Here is a 15,344-nt window from a genome sequence, read left to right as displayed (position 1 = left end):
CTTAAACATACTATCAGTATGAGGGATTATGCGCTTAATCTTTGCTTAATTAAACCAGAAACTTTACCTAAATCGGCTTTACCTTCTGCTTTTGCTTTGATTAAACCCATAACTTTACCCATGTCTTGCATACCTGCTGCGCCCGATTCGGCGATTGCAGCATCAATCAAAGCTAAAATTTCTTCTTCAGTCAAAGGCTGAGGTAAGAAAGCTTCAAGCGCTTCAATTTCATTGGCTTCAATTTCGGCTAAATCATCACGACCCGCATCTTTATACTGGGTGTATGAATCACGGCGTTGCTTAACTAACTTAACCAGAACAGAAGTAATACCTGCATCATCTAGTGTTGTTTTATTGTCAATTTCACGCTGTTTGATTTCAGCAAGAACCATACGAATAGCACCAAGGCGAACCTTGTCTTTTGCTTTCATAGATTCTTTTTGTGCGTCTTTTAGCTGTGTTAAAAGGCTCATTTATACAAGACCAAAAACGGATTAGTATAATTTAACGCGACGTGCGTTTTCGCGAGAAAGCTTTTTCATGTGACGCTTTACTGCAGCAGCTTTTTTGCGCTTACGCTCAGCTGTTGGCTTTTCATAGTGCTCGCGACGACGAACTTCTGAAAGGATACCTGCTTTTTCACATGAACGCTTGAAACGACGAAGTGCTACGTCAAACGGTTCGTTCTCTCTTACTTTAATTACTGGCATTAAAAATTCACCTACCTAATTTATGAGCTAAGCTCATCTGATCAAATAATGACCACGTGGTTCAAAAATGGTGCGGTATTGTAAGCCGAAGCATTACCGCGTGTAAAGACTAAATTTTAGCAAATTACTTAGCATTTTCTTAATTTCGCTGATAAAGCCTGCAAAGCACTTGTCCTGCTTGTTTTTCTTTTAATACATGCCAATTTTCAGGGGCATCAAAAGTACATTCTTTTTCGACCTCAACATAGATTAATGCTTCATCAGCTAGCCAATTATTCTGCTCAAGTAAATGGCAGCTAGGTTCGGCAAGTCCTTTTCTAAAAGGTGGATCGACAAATATTAAGTCAAATTTATCGCCTTGATTGTCAGAAGTTAAGTGTTCAATGGCACTCTTATTAATTACTTTTGTGTTATCTAGCTTTAAGGTGTTGGCATTGTTTTTTAATTGTTCAGCGGCTTTTTTATTTAATTCGATAAAGGTTGCATGTGCTGCAAATCTTGATAAACATTCAAACCCCAAGCCGCCAGACCCAGCAAAGCAATCCAGTACATTGGCACCTCTGGTATCTTGCATTAACCAGTTAAACACCGTTTCTTTGACTCTATCAGTCGTTGGGCGCAGCCCTTCTAAATCATTAACAGGTAACTTTCTGCCGCGGAATTGGCCACTAATGATCCTAATAAAGCCATTATTGTTGGTTCGTTGAGGTGCTGATTTTTTTCTCATGCTTTTGACATCAAACTGATTGTTATTTGGTGCTTAAATTAACCTAGGCAGCATTTTTACTACCTAGTGTTACGTGATACACTGGTCGAAATTTTCAGTACAACTCTTATTAGCTAACGAAAAGCTTTGTTCTACCAGAGTGAGTTAGTTTATCAGACTTTATCTATATGGTATTTAGCGGGTATGGGAAAAAAGAATAAATTTCTGTCTTGGTTAGGTTTTGGCAAAAAAGACGAAGAGCAACAAAAGGCTCAACAAGCAGAAGAACAGGCGCGATTAGAAGCTGAAAAGCTAGAGCAAGAACGTATTGCCAAAGAACAAGCCGAACGTGAAGAAGCAGAGCGTTTAGCACGTGAAGCAGAAGCGGCTGAGCAAGCACGTTTAGAAGCAGAAAGATTAGAGCAAGAACGTATTGCCAAAGAACAAGCCGAACAAGAACGTATCGCTAAAGAGCAAGCTGAGCGTGAAGAGGCAGAGCGCTTAGCACGAGAAGCAGAGGTGGCTGAGCAAGCACGTTTAGAAGCTGAGAGGTTAGAGCTAGAAAAAGCCGAACAAGAACGTATTGCTAAAGAACAAGCCGAGCGTGAAGAGGCAGAGCGCTTAGCACGTGAAGCAGAAGCAGCTGAGCAAGCACGTTTAGAAGCTGAAAGGTTAGAGCTAGAAAAAGTCGAACAAGAACGTATTGCTAAAGAACAAGCCGAGCGTGAAGAGGCAGAGCGCTTAGCACGTGAAGCAGAAGCAGCTGAGCAAGCACGTTTAGAAGCTGAAAGGTTAGAGCTAGAAAAAGCCGAACAAGAACGTATCGCTAAAGAACAGGCCGAGCGTGAAGAGGCAGAGCGCTTAGCACGTGAAGCAGAAGCAGCTGAGCGAGCACGTTTAGAAGCTGAAAGGTTAGAGCTAGAACAAGCCGAACAAGAACGTATCGCTAAAGAGCAAGCTGAGCGTGAAGAGGCAGAGCGCTTAGCACGTGAAGCAGAAGCGGCTGAGCAAGCACGTTTAGAAGCTGAAAGGTTAGAGCTAGAAAAAGCCGAACAAGAACGTATTGCTAAAGAACAAGCCGAGCGTGAAGAGGCAGAGCGCTTAGCACGTGAAGCAGAAGCAGCTGAGCAAGCACATTTAGAAGCTGAAAGGTTAGAGCTAGAAAAAGCCGAACAAGAACGTATCGCTAAAGAACAGGCCGAGCGTGAAGAGGCAGAGCGCTTAGCACGTGAAGCAGAAGCAGCTGAGCGAGCACGTTTAGAAGCTGAAAGGTTAGAGCTAGAAAAAGCCGAACAAGAACGTATCGCTAAAGAGCAAGCTGAGCGTGAAGAGGCTGAGCGTTTAGCGCGTGAAGCAGAAGCAGCTGAGCAAGCACGTTTAGAAGCTGAAAGGTTAGAGCTAGAAAAAGCCGAACAAGAACGTATCGCTAAAGAGCAAGCTGAGCGTTTAGCGCGTGAAGCAGAAGCGGCTGAGCAAGCACGTTTAGAAGCTGAAAAGCTAGAGCAAGAACGTATTGCTAAAGAACAAGCTGAGCGTGAAGAAGCAGAGCGCTTAGCACGTGAAGCAGAAGCAGCTGAACAAGCACGTTTAGAAGCTGAAAAGCTAGAACAAGAACGTATTACTACAGAACAAGCCAAAGCGGAAAAGCCTAAAAAAGAAGGTTTCTTCTCTCGTCTTAAAAAAGGTCTTTTAAAGACAAAGGCAAACATCGGTTCTGGTTTTGCGGCGATCTTTAAAGGTAAAAAAATTGATGATGACCTTTTTGAAGAGTTAGAAACACAGCTTTTAACCGCTGATTTAGGTGTCGATACCACCATGAAGCTGATCGACAATCTGACGGATGCCGCTGACAGGAAGCAACTTAAAGATGGTGAAGCACTTTACGACTTAATGAAGCAAGAAATGGCAGAAATGCTAAAAGTTGCAGAAAAGCCATTAGAAATTAATGCAGATAAAAAACCATTTGTGATTTTAATGGTGGGCGTAAATGGTGTTGGTAAAACAACGACAATTGGTAAACTTGCCAAGCAGTTCCAACAAGAAGGGAAGTCAGTGATGTTGGCTGCAGGTGATACTTTCCGTGCAGCAGCTGTAGAGCAGCTGCAAGTTTGGGGTGAGCGTAACGACATCCCAGTCGTTGCTCAGCATACAGGCGCTGATAGTGCATCAGTAGTATTTGATGCTTTCCAAGCGGCAAAAGCACGCAATGTTGATGTGCTAATCGCTGATACAGCAGGTCGTCTTCAAAATAAAGACAATTTAATGCAAGAGCTTGAAAAAATTGCGCGCGTGATGAAAAAGCTAGACCCTGATGCGCCGCATGAAGTCATGCTGACCATCGATGCTGGTACTGGTCAAAATGCCATTAGCCAAGTTAACCTATTTAATAAAGCGGTCGGTTTAACAGGTATCACTTTAACTAAGCTAGATGGTACAGCTAAAGGTGGTGTTATCTTTGCTGTTGCTGATCAGTTCCAGATCCCAATTCGTTATATTGGTGTCGGTGAAGGCATTGATGATTTAAGAACTTTCAAAAGTGATGATTTCATCGAGGCGTTATTTAGCCAAGACGATTAACCATAGAAATAAAAGGGAGTATTAACTCCCTTTTTGGTCTCAAAATAATAACATTTAGAGTAGGCCTAACATGATCCAATTTGAGAATGTAAGTAAAACTTACCCTGGTGGCCATAGGGCGTTAGAGAAAGTCAGTTTTGAATTGGCTGATGGAGAGTTAGCGTTTTTAACTGGTCATAGTGGTGCAGGCAAAAGTACGCTGCTAAAGCTAATTAGCGTCATGGAAAGACCTTCGGCGGGTCATGTATATATTAATGGCGTTAACTTAAACGTTGTGAAAAATCGACAAATTCCCTATGTACGGCGTGATATTGGGATTATTTTTCAAAATCATCGACTGTTAGACCGGTATAACGTGTTTGATAATGTGGCGCTGCCATTAGTGATTGAAGGGATGCACCACAAAAATATCACCAAACGTGTTCATGCTGCATTAGATAAAGTAGGACTTTTAAATAAAGTAAAATGTCAGCCTAGTACGTTGTCTGGCGGTGAGCAACAACGTGTTGGGATTGCGCGTGCTATCGTAAACTCTCCGCCTTTATTACTTGCCGATGAGCCAACCGGTAACTTAGACCCAGAATTATCGATGGAAATTCTCAAGCTGTTCGAAGATTTCAATCGTCATGGCACCGCTGTATTAATCGCAACTCATGATTTGGGGTTAATCGCTAGAATGAAGTATAAAAGCCTCACTTTGGATCATGGTCGCTTAATCACAGATCCTTTAGCGCAGGAGGTGCTATGAGTTTACTTTTTAAAAGTCGTAACTCTCAAGGTGGCAGCAATAACCGTAACGGCATTAGCGCGCTGTATTTTTCTCTTCTGAACTTTATCCGCCAAGGCATAAATAGTTTAGGCGAAATGTGGCGAACGCCAATCGCCTCTTTAATGACTATTTTGGTATTAGGGCTGAGCTTAACCTTACCAGCGACTTTATATGTGGTCGTGAAAAACGTACAACAGGTGAGCAGCGGCTTTAGTGATGCTGCTGAGATATCATTATTCGTAAAAGAAGAGCTCAACGATGCGCAAACGCAGACATTGGTAAAACGTTTAGCACTTTACCCAGAAATTGAGAGCGTCAGCTATATTTCCAAATCTCAAGCTCTAAAAGAATTTAAACAGGTTTCAGGCTTTGGACAGGCGTTAGATTATTTAGATGAAAATCCACTGCCGAATGTGGTGTTAGTGACACCGACCGTTCGCTATAGAAAGCCTCAAGCAGCCCAGCAACTCCTGACTAAACTTGAAGCTGAAAGAGAGGTTGAATTCGGTAAGTTGGATATTGCTTGGTTAGAGCGTTTGAATGCACTTTTAAGCCTATTAAAAGAAAGTGTATTTACAGTGGGACTATTATTACTCAGTGCAGTGATACTCATTATAGGTAATACCATTCGCTTATCAATCATGGATAAAAAAGAAGAGATCCAAGTTTTAAAGCTGGTTGGTGCAACAAATGCTTTTATTCATACGCCATTTATCTGGACTGGTATATGGTATGGGGTAATTGGTGGGTTGGTCGCATTTATGAGTGTGGTTATGATGCTCTGGTGGTTAGAGTCAGCAGTCGCTATGGTTGCAGGTGTGTATCAAAGTAATTTTGTATTAACCGGTTTAAATGGCAATGAGCTATTAATTTTGCTCTCATTGGCAATTGGCCTGGGTTTTAGCGGTTCTTATATTTCGGTCAGAAAATATATAAAAGACATAGAGCCAGATAAGGTCTAATTGTTTGTATGTGGAGAGTGCTAAAATTAGCACTCTTAGCAACTTATATGGACTTATCTGTCATTTATATGTCATATCACTGCGTTAGATTCACAACTTGAAACACTTTTAAATTAATTTCAATAATTACTTTTTCTATATTTTTCATTGGTTTATTTTTTTAATTCCAAAATTGAATAAAACTTCTTGCAATTAAGAACAGAAAAGTATTATATAGGTGTTAGCACTCTTTAGGTGAGAGTGCTAAAATCAGCAAAAATGTTTATCACTGAGGTGAAAAATGAGTAACGATATTTACGCAATGGCCCTGACAACAGGACAACAAAGCGCAAGTTTAGATGGCTACTTACAAACTGTAGGCCAAATTCCTATGCTTGATGCTGAGCAAGAGAAAGCACTAGCGACTCGCTTACATCAAGATGGTGATTTAGAAGCTGCTAAGCAACTTATTGTTTCTCACCTTCGCTTTGTCGCGCACATCGCTAAAAGCTATGCGGGTTATGGTCTGCCGCAAGCCGATTTAATCCAGGAAGGGAACATTGGTTTAATGAAAGCGGTAAAACGCTTTAACCCTGAAGTGGGTGTTCGCTTAGTTTCATTTGCTGTTCACTGGATTAAAGCTGAGATCCATGAATATGTATTAAAAAACTGGCGTATCGTTAAGGTTGCGACGACTAAAGCGCAACGTAAATTATTCTTCAATCTACGTAAGAATAAAAAGCGTCTAGGCTGGTTTAACCAAGACGAAGTAGCAACAGTTGCTAACGAGTTAGGTGTAAGTGAAAAAGAAGTACGTGAGATGGAATCACGTATGAGTGGCCAAGATATGGGCTTCGACTTAACATCTGATGATAATGATGATGCACCTGCAAGTAGTTTTTCACCAGTACAGTACTTAACAGATCAAAGTGGTGATCTAGCGGATGTGGTTGAAGAAGAACAATGGCAAGAGCAATCTCAAAATCGTTTGTTTGCAGCATTAAAAACTTTAGACGAGCGCTCTCAAGATATTATTAGCTCACGTTGGTTAGCTGATGAAAAAGCTACCTTACAAGACTTAGCTGCTAAATATAATGTATCAGCTGAGCGAGTAAGACAGCTAGAAAAGTCAGCGATGAAGAAGCTGCAATCAGCAATGCACTAAATATTAAAAGTTTCACGAAATGCCGCTAAATTTAGCGGCATTTTTTATGCCAGTAATAAAATTACAATTGAGCTTACAAGTGTTCGCTAATTGATTATAATGCCGTGCTGATTTAAATAGGAGTGTGGGTTTTGTTAGCTGTTTTACGAGTAATAGCTATGGCGCTATTTATTGTGTTGAGCTGTATTTTTGGGTTATTGCTCTCAATCATAAGGCCGTTTCATAGGAACAATGTACATATTATTGCCAGCTGGTTTGGCAAAATGTCGACTGTGGTTGGAGTTAAACTCGAAATTAATGTCGACCCAAGTGCTAGTAAAGTCGGCCCAGCCATTTACGTCGCAAATCACCAGAATAACTATGATCTATTCACTCTGCCTGCGGCGGTTCCTGAAAATACGGTGAGTATGGGTAAACATAGCTTAAAGTGGATCCCATTTTTTGGTCAGTTATATTGGCTATCAGGTAACATTTTAATTAACCGAGGCAATCGTTCTAAAGCAATGGGCACCTTGGGTAAGTCGGTAGCAAAAATCAAAGAAAATGGTCTATCTGTTTGGATGTTCCCTGAGGGCACACGAAGCTATGGCCGAGGTTTATTACCATTTAAAACAGGCGCATTTCATACTGCGATGAACGCTGATGTGCCAGTGGTACCGGTTTGTATGAATTCAACCCATGATTGTATTAAGCTAAATCGTTGGGACAATGGTACAATCTATATTGATGTGTTGGCACCGATCTCCCTTGATAAAGAAATCAGTGCCAGAGACCATGCTAGTGCAACACACACGCTGATGGCCGAACGTATTGCACAACTTGATGACAAGGTAAAAGAAGATAATGGAAAACTGGCGCGAAATAAGTGAAGACATCGTCGAATCTTTAATCGAAGATGGCTCTTCAACTGAAAAGCTGTACGAAGTGGAGCACCACTTTGTGAGCGAAGACTTTAAGCAGCTAGAAGAAGCGGCTTTAGCTGCATTCAAACTTGGTTATGACGTAGAAGACCCTGCTGAGCTTGAGCTTGAAGATGGCAGTAAGATTTGGGGTTTTGATGTTGTTGTCGAAGCAGAGTTAGATGTTGACGTTATTATGGAAGACGTTGACAAGTTAGCCGCACTTGCTGCTGAATGTAGAGTCGAATATGACGGCTGGGGTACTTACTTCCAAGAGTAAGTTAAATCAGTCTTAAATTAATGAAAAGGAGCGAAAGCTCCTTTTTTAATGCATGTTTTATAGGGTTTTCCTAGTTAAAATGTATTAAATTTAGTCTAAGAGATAGACGACTTACGCTGAAAAATGATACAAACCATGCTTGTATCTAATTTGTTAAAATATGCCGTTATGCTGGTTTCCTTGCCAATCTCTGAATTACAACCTGGGATGTTTGTCGACAGTGTTTGCAAGCAACGCAGCGATGCTAAAATTAAAATAAAATCTCGGGGTATGGTACGAGATCAGAGCATCATTGCTCAATTGCTTTCAAAAGGCGTAATGGAACTAAAAATAGACTTTTCTCAAAGTGATATTGAAGTTCCAGAAAAATACCGTCCAGCTCCAAAACAAGAAGAGAGCAAAGCACCTGAAGAAGCTCCTCGTTCTGCAACAAAGAAAAAAGCCAAGCCTGCGGTCGCAGAAAAATCTTTAGAACAGGAATTTGCCAAAGCCACACAGCAATTCGATCAGCACTCTCAGCAATTAAAGACCCTATACAATGATCTTACTATTGGCGCAAAATTAGATGTTTCTTTGCTGAATCAAGTCAGTAATGAGATAGTTGACTCAGTTCTACGCAATAGTAATGCAATGGCCATATTGAGCCGCATCAAGGACAAGGATGGTTATAATTGGCGCCATATGATTAATTGCACCATTTTGATGAGTGTATTTGCTAAATATCTAGGTATCAAAAATGAGCAAATTCAACAGTTAGCACTTGGCGCGATGTTACATGATGTAGGTCATACAAAATTACCTCAAGGGATCATTAATAAAACTGACAATCTCAATGAGTTAGAGTTTAAAGCGCTTAAGAAGCATGTAGTGCAATCATTGGGGTTGGTAAAAGGTGAGTCAGGGATCAGCCCACTGGTGATGGATATGATTTTAAACCATCATGAAAGGGTTGATGGCTCAGGTTATCCAAGAGGTCTATCGGGGTCAAAAATCAGTAAACCAGCCAGAATGATGGCCATTGTAGATGTATATGATGCAATGACTTCGGAGCGGCCGCATCAAAATGGTGAAGAGCCTATCCACGCTTTAAGGTATTTACTGGCCAATAAAGATCAATTTGATGCGCAGTTAGTGCAAAAGTTTATAAAGTGTTTGGGAGTACACCCCGTTGGTACGATTGTGCGATTAACCAATGATAGATTGGCGCTAGTACTAGAGGGGAATAAGCTGTCACCAATGAAACCTAAGGTGAAAGTCTTCTATAATACTAAGCATAAGCATCACATCACAGGGAAAGAGCTCGATTTACATACTGTAGAAAGCGAAATAAAAGTGGTTGCGAGTGTTAGACCCAGTGATTACGAGCTCAATTTATCCCGCCTGTTAAAGTCTCATCTTTTAATTTAGCTGTATCAGTGCGAGTTAGGCCTTGCCATTTTGCAGATAATACCGCACCTAACTGACAGCTTGTCATCATAATGAGCCATAGAATAGTGCCCTGTTCAGTGTGAAGTGCAAAGCAGCTAAAGGCCAAAGAAATGAGCGCCGCTAAAATAGTGCCTAACCAGAAAAGGTTGATAGGATTATCACATTGCCCTGCTTTATTGCAGGCACAGTAGTTGGCTTTACAAAAGCAATATACGCTTAACCCTGCAAACATCAAAGAGACTAGAATAAGCATGACGAACATGATGAAGGCTCCGTTTTATGTTCCTTTAAAAGATAAGGCTTAGTTTAAAAAGGAGCCGAAAGATTGTCAATCTAAATGAGAATTAATATTATTTGATTCTAAAAACGATAGCCGATATGAATGCCGCCGGTAGACTTCACCTTTTCAGTATCTTCTTGCGCACAGAAAACGAAACACTCACCATCTTCTTCTTTTACGCCAAAACTCGCGCCCACATAAAACCCTTTTTTACCTTGATTACTGAAATAATAATTTGCTTTTGCGACTAAGAACCCGTCACTTGCATAAGCAGCTTGTTGCCCAAGGGTTAGTCCTAAATCAATATGGTCATTTAACTGATACTCATAGCCAAATGCATAGCCAATAATACCTATTGAGGCAAATGCGCTATGCTTTTCATTTATCTCATATGTGTATTTTGCACCGAGAACACCGCCATGTTCAAAGTGGCCAGCACCGAATGACCAAGATGAATTATCATTTGCGTGACTTGAAAAGCAGGCGATAGACAACGTTGATGCGAGTAAAAGTGGTTTAAGCATGGTAAATCCGTTTGTTATTTTTATTGTCGATGAGTGTATCAGTTTGTTTGTTTTTTAGAAACAAAAACGCGAGCCGAAGCTCGCGTTTTCTATGGTGTTAGCAATGATTAAAAGTGTTATTACAAACTCTCAATCTTCGCTTTTTGCTCAAGTAATTTCGCTTTAGCATCAGAGTATTCGGCTAGCTTATCTTTTTCTTTTGCAAGTACAGCTTCTGGTGCGTTGTTAACGAATTTCTCGTTAGCTAACTTGTTTTGAACCTGTGCTAAGCCTTTCTCTGCTTTCTCTAGCTGCTTCGCGATACGAGCTAATTCAGCATCAACATCGATTAGGCCAGCCATTGGGATCATGATCTCAAGGTTTCCAACATACGATGTTGCACACGCTGGTGCATCGTCTTTGTTATCAAGAAGCGTGAACGCTTCAAGCTTAGCAAGAGACGCTAAGAATGCTTTGTTATCCGTTAAGCGGCGCTTGTCTTCGTCAGACGCATTAGCAAGCAATACCGATAATGGTTTGCTTGGGCTGATATCCATTTCACCACGGATGTTACGAATAGCAAGAATGAACTGCTTAACCCATTCTAGGTCGTCCATCGCTTGGCTATCAACATTTGCTTCATTGTATACAGGGAAACCTTGAACCATGATGCTAGTGCCTGCAGTTTCGATACCAGCAAGCGGTGCAACACGTTGCCAAATCGTTTCTGTAATGTATGGCATTAACGGGTGCATTAAGCGAAGTAGGCTTTCTAATACTGTGATTAGAGTATGACGAGTACCACGTTGCTGTACTTCGTTACCTTTAAACAATACTGGTTTAGTAAGCTCTAGATACCAGTCACAGAATTGGTTCCAAGTGAACTCATAAATGGTGTTTGCAGCTAGGTCAAAACGGTAGTTTTCTAGATGTTCAGTATAGGTTTTAACAGTTGCTTCAAATTGGCCTAAGATCCAGCGATCAGCGAGTGAGTATTGTTTTTCAGCCTCTGTAGCGAAGCCACAGTCTTGCTCTTCTGTATTCATTAATACGTAACGGCTTGCGTTCCATAGTTTGTTACAGAAGTTACGGTAACCTTCAAGGCGGTTCATATCCCAGTTGATATCACGACCTGTTGAAGCCATTGCTGCAAGGGTGAAACGCAGTGCGTCTGTACCGTGTGCTTCAATACCGTTTTCGAATGTTTTACGGGTGTTCTTCTCAATCTTCTTCGCTAGCTGTGGCTGCATCATGTTACCAGTGCGCTTTTCAACTAGGCTTTCAAGGTCGATACCGTCAATCATGTCGATAGGATCAAGTACGTTACCTTTCGATTTAGACATCTTATCGCCATTTTCATCACGGATAAGACCAGTGACGTAAACGGTTTTAAATGGTACTTGTGGCTTGCCGTCTTCATCTTTGATGAAGTGCATGGTCATCATGATCATACGCGCAACCCAGAAGAAGATGATGTCGAAACCTGTTACCAATACGTCAGATGGGTGGAAAGTTTTTAAATCGTCTGTGTTTGCCGGCCAGCCTTGCGTTGAGAAAGTCCAAAGCGCAGATGAGAACCACGTATCTAGAACGTCTTCATCTTGCTTAAGTGCAACATCATCAGCAAGGTTGTTATCGCGGCGTACTTCAGCTTCGTCACGACCAACATATACGTTACCTTCGTTGTCGTACCAAGCTGGGATGCGGTGACCCCACCAAAGCTGACGTGAAATACACCAGTCTTGTACGTCGTTCATCCACGAGAAGTACATGTTCTCGTATTGTTGAGGTACGAACTTAATGTCGCCATTTTTAACTGCTTCTTTCGCAGGCTCAGCTAGAGGTGCTACACGCACGTACCACTGATCAGTAAGAAGCGGTTCAATCACTACGCCAGAACGGTCACCGTAAGGTACAGTTAGGCTGTGATCTTCAATTTTTTCTAACAGGCCAAGCTCTTCAAACTCAGCAACAATCGCTTTACGAGCATCAAAGCGGTCAAGGCCGTGTAGGCGCTCAGGAATTGGCGCATCTAATTCAAGCTCTTTACCGTCGAATGTGTAGCTTTCGCCTTCGCTTAATACCGCAGCATCTTTGTTGAAGATGTTGATCATTGGTAGTTGGTGACGTTTACCTACTTCGTTATCGTTAAAGTCGTGGGCAGGTGTGATTTTCACACAACCTGTGCCTTTTTCCATGTCTGCATGCTCATCGGCAACAATTGCAATGCGACGGTTTACGATAGGCAGTAAAATTTCTTTACCGATTAAGTCTTGGTAGCGCTCATCATCAGGGTTTACTGCCACACCTGTATCACCAAGCATGGTTTCAGGACGTGTTGTCGCAACAATGATGTAGTCTTTACCGTCTTTGGTTTTTACGCCGTCAGCAAGTGGGTAACGTAGATTCCACATGTGACCTTGTTTGTCTTTGTTTTCAACTTCAAGATCAGAAATCGCAGTGTGTAGCTTAGGGTCCCAGTTAACTAGGCGCTTACCACGGTAGATTAAGTCTTCTTTGTGAAGGCGTACGAATACTTCTTTAACGGCTTCAGAAAGGCCTTCGTCCATAGTGAAACGCTCACGTTCCCAATCTACAGAAGCGCCTAAGCGACGTAATTGTTTAGTGATAGTGCCGCCAGAGTGGTTTTTCCACTCCCAAATTTTATCGATAAATGCATCGCGGCCTAGGTCGTGACGTGTTTTACCTTCTTCAGCAGCTAACTTACGCTCAACAAGCATTTGTGTTGCGATACCCGCATGGTCAGTACCTACTTGCCAAAGCGTGTTGTTACCTTGCATGCGCTTATAACGAGTCAGCGTGTCCATGATGGTGTCTTGGAAAGCGTGGCCCATATGTAGGCTACCTGTGACATTTGGTGGCGGGATCATAATTGAGTATGCTTCGCCTTTACCTGATGGTTTAAAGTAACCATTGTCTTCCCAGTCTTTATATAAAGACTGTTCTATATCTTGTGGATTATAGGTTTTATCCATTTCACAGAACCTTAATTAGTGCTTAATTTTCAATTTCTTGAGTTGAAATATTGGCGCCAAGCTGACGTAAGTGCACAAAGCGCTGACGCGCGGCTTGCTTGGCGTTTTGCTCCGTCGGTACAAAATCATATACCTGACTGAAGCGTCTTATAAAGTCGGGTAGGGTGGTGGCTAAATTAATTAGCACATTGCGTCTACCAACGGGAGGTGTTTGGCCAATCTCGACAGGGGCACCGCCTTTAGGGCCTTCGCCTTGCAGGTTGTGGGGCACAAAACTATCGGGTTCGAAACACCATAATTGCTCATCAATCAGATGGGCGTCATCAATCGAATCGACGTAGATAAACACACGATGGCCAGCTCTAAACTGCTTCGCGGCAGCGCGAGCGGCAAGATCAAAATGAGCCGGGATAGATGCTTCCGGCTCATTATTTTGTTTTAACACATAAAATCGTGCGTTGATGGTCATAAATTCGCTTCAAATTACATATTTTAACGGTTTTTCAGGGTTAAAATAAGCGTTCAAAATAAACCCGCATTTTGACACAGAACGAACTGACCATCAATCACTCACAGTGGTTAATCTGCTTGGGTTTCAGTTGGCCCCACACGATTTAATAGGTATTGTGTCAACATAGGTACAGGGCGACCTGTCGCGCCTTTGTTTTTACCACTCTTCCAAGCTGTACCTGCAATGTCTAAGTGTGCCCAATTATATTTTTTGGTGAACTTAGATAAGAAGCAAGCTGCTGTAATAGTACCTGCTGCTCGACCGCCTAAATTAGTGAAGTCAGCGAATGGGCTTTCAAGTTGCTCGTGATAGTCATCCCACAGTGGTAGTTGCCATGCGCGGTCACCACTTTGCTCTGATGCTTTTAATAAGTCATGGGCAAGCGGGTTGTGATTTGACAGTAAACCCGTTGCATGCGCACCCAATGCCACAATACAGGCACCTGTCAGAGTTGCTACGTCAACTACGATTTCCGGCTCGAACGCTTCAACATAAGTAAGCGCGTCACATAATACTAAACGACCTTCCGCATCTGTATTAAGTACTTCAACTGTTTGGCCTGACATAGTAGTGAGGATATCGCCCGGACGGTATGCGTTTGAGCTTGGCATGTTTTCACAGCCAGCTAGCACACCAATGACGTTAATTGGCAACTGAAGTTCTGCAACTGTGCGCATTAAACCCAGTACGCCTGCGGCGCCACCCATGTCGTATTTCATTTCGTCCATGGCTTCGCCAGGCTTAATTGAAATACCCCCCGAATCGAATGTCAGACCTTTACCTACAAAAACGACAGGCGCTTGTTCTTCTGGTGCGCCATTGTAGTGAATGACAGACATGACTGATTCGTTATCACTGCCACGACCAACTGCTAGGTATGAGTGCATACCTAATTCTTCCATTTCTTTTTCACCGACTAGATTTACAGAAATGTTGTCAAAAGATTCTAATTCTTGAGCTTGCTCACCTAAGTAACGAGGGTTACAGATGTTTGGTGGCATATTGGCTACGTCTTTACACAGTTTTGCACCAGCAGCAACGGCAAGGCCATGCTCAATGGCGTTTTCGCCAATGGTTAACTCGCGACGCGTTGGTACGTTGAATACGATTTTACGTAGTGGGCGACGTGGATCTGTTTTTTTGCTTTTTAACTGATTAAATGTATACAAGCAGTCTTGTGTTGTTTCTACTGCTTGACGAACTTTCCAGTAAGTATCACGACCTTTAACATGTTGCTCAGTTAAGAAGCACACCGCTTCCATTGAGCCTGTCTCGTTTAATGTGTTGATCGTTTTAGAGATGATTTGTTTATATTGTTTGTCATCTAGTTCACGTTCTTTACCGCAACCAACAAGTAGTACGCGCTCACTTAAGATGTTTGGAACATGATGAAGTAGTAATACTTGACCAGGCTTACCTTCTAAGTCACCACGACGAAGTAAATTAGAAATGTAACCTTCACTGATCTTATCCAGCTGCTCACCGATTGGAGACAAACGACGCGGTTCATAAACGCCAACTACAATACAGGCACTGCGCTGTTTTTCGGGGCTACCACTTTTTACGCTGAATTCCATTG

At 42.0% G+C, this 15,344-nt stretch carries 15 protein-coding genes; 7 read left to right on the top strand and 8 right to left on the bottom strand.

Annotated features, from left to right (window positions below; all coding sequences use genetic code 11):
- Positions 1–26: 26 nt before the first annotated feature.
- From PP2015_RS14300 to rsmD, 3 genes are all read right to left on the bottom strand, one after another.
- Complete coding sequence (locus PP2015_RS14300) at positions 27–473, bottom strand: GatB/YqeY domain-containing protein (protein ID WP_058030950.1); 447 nt, start codon at positions 471–473, stop codon at positions 27–29.
- A gap of 21 nt (positions 474–494) precedes the next feature.
- On the bottom strand, positions 495–710 hold the full coding sequence (rpsU, locus tag PP2015_RS14295; RefSeq protein WP_010362466.1) for a 30S ribosomal protein S21: 216 nt from the start codon (positions 708–710) through the stop codon (positions 495–497).
- A gap of 139 nt (positions 711–849) precedes the next feature.
- A complete protein-coding gene (gene rsmD, locus PP2015_RS14290; RefSeq protein WP_058030949.1) occupies positions 850–1,437 on the bottom strand; it encodes a 16S rRNA (guanine(966)-N(2))-methyltransferase RsmD in 588 nt (195 codons plus the stop codon).
- Positions 1,438–1,620: 183 nt separating this feature from the next.
- On the opposite strand from rsmD, the gene ftsY reads away from it, so the two are divergent.
- From ftsY to PP2015_RS14255, 7 genes are all read left to right on the top strand, one after another.
- On the top strand, positions 1,621–3,993 hold the full coding sequence (ftsY, locus tag PP2015_RS14285) for a signal recognition particle-docking protein FtsY (RefSeq protein WP_083496596.1): 2,373 nt from the start codon (positions 1,621–1,623) through the stop codon (positions 3,991–3,993).
- A gap of 70 nt (positions 3,994–4,063) precedes the next feature.
- Positions 4,064–4,741: a cell division ATP-binding protein FtsE gene (ftsE, locus tag PP2015_RS14280; RefSeq protein ID WP_058030948.1), complete on the top strand. Its 678-nt coding sequence runs from the start codon at positions 4,064–4,066 to the stop codon at positions 4,739–4,741.
- Entirely contained in the window at positions 4,738–5,724 is a 987-nt protein-coding gene (gene ftsX, locus PP2015_RS14275) for a permease-like cell division protein FtsX (protein WP_058030947.1), read from the top strand. Before ftsE ends, ftsX begins: the two co-directional genes overlap by 4 nt.
- A 280-nt stretch (positions 5,725–6,004) precedes the next feature.
- Entirely contained in the window at positions 6,005–6,868 is an 864-nt protein-coding gene (gene rpoH / locus PP2015_RS14270; protein WP_058030946.1) for an RNA polymerase sigma factor RpoH, read from the top strand.
- Between the two features lie 131 nt (positions 6,869–6,999).
- The gene (locus PP2015_RS14265; RefSeq protein ID WP_058030945.1) at positions 7,000–7,737 is read left to right on the top strand and encodes a 1-acylglycerol-3-phosphate O-acyltransferase; all 738 of its coding nucleotides are present in this window, start codon (positions 7,000–7,002) and stop codon (positions 7,735–7,737) included.
- Entirely contained in the window at positions 7,712–8,047 is a 336-nt protein-coding gene (gene rraB / locus PP2015_RS14260; RefSeq protein ID WP_058030944.1) for a ribonuclease E inhibitor RraB, read from the top strand. Before PP2015_RS14265 ends, rraB begins: the two co-directional genes overlap by 26 nt.
- 168 nt (positions 8,048–8,215) lie before the next feature.
- Positions 8,216–9,454, top strand: a complete 1,239-nt coding sequence (locus tag PP2015_RS14255) for an HD-GYP domain-containing protein (RefSeq protein WP_058031656.1) — start codon at positions 8,216–8,218, stop codon at positions 9,452–9,454.
- Here the strand turns inward: PP2015_RS14255 and PP2015_RS14250 are convergent.
- From PP2015_RS14250 to pepA, 5 genes are all read right to left on the bottom strand, one after another.
- Positions 9,414–9,737, bottom strand: a complete 324-nt coding sequence (locus tag PP2015_RS14250) for a hypothetical protein (RefSeq protein WP_058030943.1) — start codon at positions 9,735–9,737, stop codon at positions 9,414–9,416. The genes PP2015_RS14255 and PP2015_RS14250 overlap by 41 nt on opposite strands.
- 98 nt (positions 9,738–9,835) lie before the next feature.
- Entirely contained in the window at positions 9,836–10,279 is a 444-nt protein-coding gene (locus tag PP2015_RS14245) for a hypothetical protein (protein ID WP_058030942.1), read from the bottom strand.
- A 119-nt stretch (positions 10,280–10,398) separates the two neighbouring features.
- Positions 10,399–13,254, bottom strand: coding sequence for a valine--tRNA ligase (locus PP2015_RS14240; RefSeq protein ID WP_058030941.1), 2,856 nt, complete (start codon positions 13,252–13,254; stop codon positions 10,399–10,401).
- A 22-nt stretch (positions 13,255–13,276) separates the two neighbouring features.
- Positions 13,277–13,723 (bottom strand): DNA polymerase III subunit chi, encoded by a 447-nt coding sequence (locus PP2015_RS14235; RefSeq protein ID WP_058030940.1) that lies wholly within the window; start codon positions 13,721–13,723, stop codon positions 13,277–13,279.
- A gap of 110 nt (positions 13,724–13,833) precedes the next feature.
- A complete protein-coding gene (gene pepA / locus PP2015_RS14230; RefSeq protein ID WP_058030939.1) occupies positions 13,834–15,342 on the bottom strand; it encodes a leucyl aminopeptidase in 1,509 nt (502 codons plus the stop codon).
- Between the last annotated feature and the right edge of the window lie 2 nt (positions 15,343–15,344).

Source organism: Pseudoalteromonas phenolica (genome assembly GCF_001444405.1).
Lineage (GTDB): Bacteria > Pseudomonadota > Gammaproteobacteria > Enterobacterales > Alteromonadaceae > Pseudoalteromonas > Pseudoalteromonas phenolica.
Note: the sequence above shows the minus strand (reverse complement) of the source record. Positions and strands in the feature narration are given on the sequence as shown.

Bases quoted from the DNA above. Each gene is read 5' to 3' on its own strand.
- rraB (WP_058030944.1), top strand. From the start codon at position 7,712: ATGGAAAACTGGCGCGAAATAAGTGAAGACATCGTCGAATCTTTAATC.
- ftsY (WP_083496596.1), top strand. From the start codon at position 1,621: ATGGGAAAAAAGAATAAATTTCTGTCTTGGTTAGGTTTTGGCAAAAAA.
- rpsU (WP_010362466.1), bottom strand. From the start codon at position 710: ATGCCAGTAATTAAAGTAAGAGAGAACGAACCGTTTGACGTAGCACTT.
- pepA (WP_058030939.1), bottom strand. From the start codon at position 15,342: ATGGAATTCAGCGTAAAAAGTGGTAGCCCCGAAAAACAGCGCAGTGCC.
- PP2015_RS14250 (WP_058030943.1), bottom strand. From the start codon at position 9,737: ATGTTCGTCATGCTTATTCTAGTCTCTTTGATGTTTGCAGGGTTAAGC.
- PP2015_RS14235 (WP_058030940.1), bottom strand. From the start codon at position 13,723: ATGACCATCAACGCACGATTTTATGTGTTAAAACAAAATAATGAGCCG.
- ftsE (WP_058030948.1), top strand. From the start codon at position 4,064: ATGATCCAATTTGAGAATGTAAGTAAAACTTACCCTGGTGGCCATAGG.
- ftsX (WP_058030947.1), top strand. From the start codon at position 4,738: ATGAGTTTACTTTTTAAAAGTCGTAACTCTCAAGGTGGCAGCAATAAC.
- PP2015_RS14300 (WP_058030950.1), bottom strand. From the start codon at position 473: ATGAGCCTTTTAACACAGCTAAAAGACGCACAAAAAGAATCTATGAAA.
- rpoH (WP_058030946.1), top strand. From the start codon at position 6,005: ATGAGTAACGATATTTACGCAATGGCCCTGACAACAGGACAACAAAGC.
- PP2015_RS14255 (WP_058031656.1), top strand. From the start codon at position 8,216: ATGCTGGTTTCCTTGCCAATCTCTGAATTACAACCTGGGATGTTTGTC.
- PP2015_RS14245 (WP_058030942.1), bottom strand. From the start codon at position 10,279: ATGCTTAAACCACTTTTACTCGCATCAACGTTGTCTATCGCCTGCTTT.
- PP2015_RS14240 (WP_058030941.1), bottom strand. From the start codon at position 13,254: ATGGATAAAACCTATAATCCACAAGATATAGAACAGTCTTTATATAAA.
- rsmD (WP_058030949.1), bottom strand. From the start codon at position 1,437: ATGAGAAAAAAATCAGCACCTCAACGAACCAACAATAATGGCTTTATT.